The sequence below is a fragment of the Paenibacillus jamilae genome (assembly GCF_050482105.1).
Lineage (GTDB): Bacteria > Bacillota > Bacilli > Paenibacillales > Paenibacillaceae > Paenibacillus > Paenibacillus jamilae_B.
Window position 1 is genome coordinate 1 of record NZ_JBCNHI010000021.1, and the last position, 6,445, is coordinate 6,445.

At 44.9% G+C, this 6,445-nt stretch carries 2 protein-coding genes; both read left to right on the plus strand.

The genetic code is table 11. The features are described 5' to 3' along the window. Positions 1-1,398 (plus strand): Ig-like domain-containing protein (locus ABEW32_RS22695; RefSeq protein ID WP_430192036.1); only part of this gene is annotated, 1,398 nt, incomplete at its 5' end. Positions 1,399-1,424: 26 nt separating this feature from the next. Next, positions 1,425-5,993 (plus strand): S-layer homology domain-containing protein, encoded by a 4,569-nt coding sequence (locus ABEW32_RS22700; protein ID WP_430192038.1) that lies wholly within the window; start codon positions 1,425-1,427, stop codon positions 5,991-5,993. Positions 5,994-6,445 lie beyond the last annotated feature (452 nt).

Genomic DNA, 6,445 nt, shown 5'->3' on the forward strand with positions numbered 1-6,445 from the left:
GATGACGGAAACGGCGGCACAGTGGATACGCAGTTCAACGTGACGATCACGCCGGTAATTCCAGAAGCCGTGAATCATGCGCCGACGGTGGAAACGTCGATCAGCAATGTAACGACAGGAGTTGCAGACGGCATCAAGACCGTGAGCCTTGCAGGTGTGTTCGCAGACGAAGATAGCGACGCATTGACATTCACTGCAACTTCAACGAATGCGGGCGTGGCGACAGTAGTAGTAAACGGAAGCGACCTGAAAATAACACCAGTAAACGCCGGCACAACTACGATTACGGTAACGGCAGATGACGGAAACGGCGGCACGGTGGATACGCAGTTTAACGTGACAACCACGCCAGTGATTCCAGAAGCTGTGAACCATGCGCCGACGGTGAAAACGTCGATCAGCAATGTAACGGCAGGAGTTGCAGACGGCATCAAGACCGTGAGCCTTGCAGGTGTGTTCGCAGACGAAGATAGCGACGCATTGACATTCACTGCAACTTCAACGAATGCGGGCGTGGCGACAGTAGCAGTAAACGGAAGCGACCTGAAAATAACACCAGTAAACGCCGGCACAACCACGATTACGGTAACGGCAGATGACGGAAACGGCGGCACGGTGGATACGAATTTCACTCTAACGGTGATTCCTCCATCTGCTGTTAATCACGCTCCTGTTGTTCAAAGCACAATTAATGATATTTCTACAGAAGCAGGTGCTATGGACACAACTATTGGACTTGCTTCAACTTTTGCGGATGAAGATTTGGACTCACTAACGTATTCCGCTGATTCATCGGACCCTGGCGTAGCAACGGTTTCCGTTACAGGCGATCAACTGAGTATTACTCCGCTAGCAGTCGGGAGTGCTACAGTAACAGTCACCGCAGATGATGGGAAGGGGGGGACCGTTCAGACAATTTTCCAAGTCACTGTTGGAGAAAAGAAAGGACTTTTCTTCTCTGAGTTGGCATGGGGGGAGGGCGACCCTATGATGCAGATTATTGAGCTTTATAATGCGGGTTCAGAGAGATTGGATGCTTCAAAAATTAGAATTGAACGTAGTGGCGGTGGAGATCCGATCGAAATAAGTCAAGACGCTGGTGCTTTTATTCAAGGTAAAGCTACTTTTGTGATAGGAGAAACCATGTTTTTTGGTGATGTGTATGTAGATTACTCCACGGGCATGGAATTTTATAACGATGATTCAGCACCTGTCACTTTATCGCTCTATTACGATAATCAGTTGATTGATACGGCCGTGTTTCAGCCTCATACCACTCTAGCTAGACAATCCGGTGTTACCCATGGGAATGCAGGCCACTACGAGGAAAGTGAATGGATTGATGAAGGAGTCGATTATACGGATAATATCGGCGTCTTTAGCAGTGAGGCACCATAATGAATAAAAAGAATAGAGGGAACATCATGAGTTCTAAACCCAATAAATGGCTGATTACATTAGCTTTGGCTGCACTTGTTGCTCCAACAGCCTTGCAGACGATTGCATCTGCTGCCAGCGATGCATCAAACGGAGCAGCTCTGGCAAGCCTGCCTTTTAAAGACATCAATAATGTTGCTTCTAAGCAAAAGACAAGCATCCTGCAAGCCATTGAAGCTGGGCTTCTGCGTGGAGATCCATCCGGATCTTATCGGCCAACGGATTTGTTGACTCGTCAAGAAATGGCGGTTCTATTAACTCAAGCTCTGCAACTCTCTATTTCTAAAGCAGCAAGCAGCAGCTTTTCGGATGTAGACTCGAAAAGTTGGTCGAGTCCCTATATTGAGGCTGTACACCGTGCAGGACTCATGAATGGAGACGACGGCAACAAATTCAGACCCAAAGCGGTAGTGACCAGAGAGGAGGCGGCGGTACTGCTTATGCGGGCCGCCGGGCTTCCTATCACAGCTGACGCCACGGATTCTGCTAAACTTACTGATTGGAATCGGGTTAGCCCGTGGGCACGGCCTTACGTAAATACGGCTTTACAGTCGGGTTCCATGGAGACGGATCAATCCGCTTTCAAACCTAAATCGTCTGTTCAACGTCAAGATATAGCCCAGTATATGATGTCTACCTTTTTCCCTAAGGACCATGTTGTCCAACTCCAAAAAGTGGAGGATGGAAAGGCTTGGATTAACGGGATTGAATATAAACTTTCGGATTCAGTTAAAGGAATCTTGCAAACCTCTAACCAGGAGATTCTCAAAGGAGCAGATATTCAATTTGTAGCATCACAGCGGACCATTGAATCGATCACCAAACTAGTCATCCATGCGAGCGGGCAAGCCCCGATAGGGCAAGCTTCCGAATTCAGTGGTAACCTTGTATTAGATGGTCATAACTCTACGATTGACGGAGATTTAACTGTTGACGGTGATTACATTTCAGTAATGAATTTGAATGTCAAAAATAGCTTTACAGTTACGTCAAGCCTTGGACATGATTTCTATGCTTCTAAATTTACGGTACAAGGAAAAACATATATTCAGGGTGGTGACCAGAACACCGTATTATTTGATGCATCTGAGCTGAAGGATGTCGAGGTCTCCAAACAGGATGTCCACGTTGTCATTCAAGGAAATTCGACGGTGGATCAAATGACGTTGACTTCCAATACAACAATTGAAAATGATTCATCCTCAACGATACTGCAGTTGAATGTTCTTACCGGTGCCCAGCAGGTAGAGCTGCAGGGGACTATTCAGCAATTGTCGGTGAACAGTGATCGGCCCGTAGCTCTGACAGGCCAAGCCTCCATTAATACATTGACTGTGAACAGTGCCTCTCCAGTCAGTCTGGAGGTAGCTGGAACCATTTCAAATTTACAAGTAAATAACGCTGAAGCAAATATTAGTGTAAGCTCCTCCAGCCAAGTTACGAATACTTCATTTGGAGCAGGTGTGTCCTCTTCGACGGTATCAGGAGTCTCAGGAGTCACTACAACTTCTTCGGGCAGCTCGCGTTCTACGGTTGTGACCAATACAGCGCCGAAGTTAGTGACCAAATATGACGATCAGGCCGTAACGGTGGGCGATTCTGAACTTCAAATTGACTTGCTTGGTCATTTTACGGACGCGGAGCAGTCTGAGCTCAAATATACGGCAGTGTCGTCTAGTACAAAAATAAGTACCGTCCGAGTAGAAGGAACAAACCTGTTTATCAAGGCTGTTGGCAAAGGGACTGCGACCATTACGATCGCCGCAGATGACCAGGCCGGGAAGAAAGCGGGTGCGAATTTCAAAGTCCGTGTCAATGAATCTCCTGTTTCATCGGGTATCCCTGATCAAAGCAAGCAGTTAGGGAGCGGCGACGTAACCTTATCTTTAGGATCGTTTTTTACGGATTCTGAAAATGATCCTATGACCTATGAGGTTGCGATCGATGATCCTTCCATTGCCACCTTTACCTTGACTGGTGATCAATTGGTATTAACTCCGGCAACTGTAGGACATGCCCAAGTTACCGTCAAGGCATCCGATGGTCGGGGAGGCAGCGCAAGTCAGTCGTTTCAATTGGCGGTAACTGCAGTACCTAATCAAAATCCAGTTGTAAATCAGAAACCAGGCAACCAAACGCTCACTGTTGGCGATGCGGACTACATCCTGGATTTATCCCCGGTATTCCTTGATCCGGATAGCAACCCGCTAACTATCTCGGCAGAATCCTCGGATCCGTCCATTGCGACGGTCTCTATTAACGGAAACCAGGCTACGGTTCATGCGGTTTCCTCAGGAACAGCAAACATCCAGCTAAAAGCGGCAAATGGCCGTGGAGGCGAGGTTAAGACCAATTTTGATATTACCGTTAATGAACCTCCGGCATCCCTGGGAATTCCGGATCAAACGAAACAAATCAATTCAGGCGACATTCAGTTATCTTTAAACAACTTCTTTACCGACCATGAGCAGGATACGTTATCATACAGCATTGATATTTCCGATTCTTCGGTTGCGACTGCAGTGCTGAATGGGGACGCGCTTACCATTACACCGTTAAAGATTGGCAGCACAGTAGTATCCGTTAAAGCATCCGATGGCCATGGAGGCAGCACAAGCCAGTCATTCCAATTGGAAGTAACCGCTGTTCCTAACCAAAATCCGGTTATAGATCAGAAGCTAGATAATCAGACACTGATTTTAGGTAATGCAGATTATATCCTGGATTTATCTTCTGTATTCCACGATCCCGATGGCGATCCTGTGGATGTTTCGGTAGAATCGTCGAATTCATCAGTTGCTGCTGTATCCGTTAACGGAAACCAAGTCACCGTCCATGCAATTTCTTCAGGAACAGCAACGATTCAGCTTAAAGCGGAAGATGGTCGCGGGGGCGAGGTCACTACTGATTTTGATGTTACTGTCAATGAATCCCCAGTTTCGTCAGGGATTCCGGACCAGATAAAAGAAATAAATACAGGCAATATTCAATTGTCCTTAAACGATTTCTTTTCCAGTCCTGATAGCGATATTTTAAATTACGATGTTAGTGTTTCTGACCCGACTGTTGTGACGGCTGACGTTTATGGGGATTTGCTCACTCTTACACCGTTAACGATCGGTAGCACATTAGTATCGATCAAAGCAACAGATGACCGAGGAGGGCAAGTGATCGAAACTTTTAAAGCCACTGTCACGGCTGGAACTCCAGAGAATCAGAATCCAGTAGAAACTAAACCTGCCGACCAATCGCTTACTATAGGTGGTGAGGTTTACTCACTCGACTTAGGTTCCGTTTTTACTGATCCTGATGGTGATACGTTGACTTTTAAGGCCACCTCTTCTGATCCGTCCGTTGCTTCGGCGGAAATCGCTGGAGCTCAGTTGAAAATTCAGGCACTAAGTGCAGGAACGACAAGCATAGAAATTACGGCTATGGATGGTCGTGGAGGGGAAACTTCAACCAGCTTCCAGGTCAATGTCCAATCATCCGGCTTGCCTAACCCGTCTTCTAATCAGCCGCCTCAAGTAGAAGCGGTCATTTATGAACAAGTGTTGACTGCAGGAGTTACGAATGCAAGAAGCTATGACCTATCTCAATTGTTCAGTGATGCTGACGGGGATGCCCTGACGTTTACTTCTACTGTTGAATCAAGCGGTATGGTAAATGCCGAGGTTAACGGTTCAATGCTAACTCTTACTCCGGGTAATCAGGCAGGAAGTACCAAGGTAACGATTACTGCGGATGATGGGCATGGCGGAAAAGCCACCTATAATTTTCAGGCAACGAATGCCCCTCTTGCAACGAATGGAATTATTCAAATCCGGACTAAGCAAGGGGTCAAAGATCCGATTACTTATGACATGTCAACAGTGTTCCCGGGTGAAACTTCATTTAAAGTCTATTCGGGTACGGCAGATTCTACCTTTACTGGACCAACCCCTCTTAATGGGAAGGTTTGGACGTGGAACGGCGATGTTTTTCAATACTTCTGGGTAATCGGAGCAAACGGATCTGCTACTGTATTTCAAGTGATCTCAAATCCTCAAGGACCGGAGGAACTATATTTTTCTCAGTATCTATCCTTGGATAAAACCCGTACTGCCATTGAGCTGTTTTACAATCCGGTAGGAGATACTTCTAAGCCTATAGAAAATGCAGGATACTCACTTGAGATTCATCAATACAATTTGGCTACAAATACTCCTAAAGTGTGGAGCCAGCCTATTAATTCGTTTTACAAAGGCATGCCATATATATATATCGATTCCATCTTTTATGACTTTTTCGATATGATTCCTGCGACATACTATAATGATGAGATAATGTTATTAGAGACAGATAAAAACGTAACGACAGGCTATGTTCTGAAAAAGAACGGCGTAACGATCGACGTCTTAGGTGATCCTGACGGTAAAACGCAATTTATGCCGAATAACGGGACTATTATCCGAAAATCGGGGATTAAGTCCGGTTCCTCCTCTTATAACCTTCCTGGAGAGTGGAACTCTTATCCAAGTGGAACGCTCCAATATTTTAGCCATCATACTCCATAACATTTTGTTGAATTAACGGGAAGCCGGCGATTTTTTCGTCGGCTTTTTTCTTATATTTTTTCAGATTTTAATCCTCTTAATTTGTGGTTCCTTAAAAGGCAGTAGAAGTGCATAACCATTATCGGTGTTGGAGTTTGTTTTTGATTTTAAATTAAACTTAAATTTTTTTTAATAAAACACTTGCTAAATGATATCATTATGTGATATATTATTATTCCGGCCAATTAAACAAGATGTTTTGCCGGTCAGCTAATAAGCAGAAATGGATTTGAAGGAAGAAGAACTTCTCGAAAAACCTATTGCAAAATTAGTTTGAATGTGATATTATATAAAAGTTGCTATTGAGATTGATTTGACAGCGAGAGAAAGAATTTGATCTTTGAAAACTGAACAACGAGTGAGTAAATGATTTTGTTCTCAAAATCAACAATGAGATATTTTATCTCGTCAGT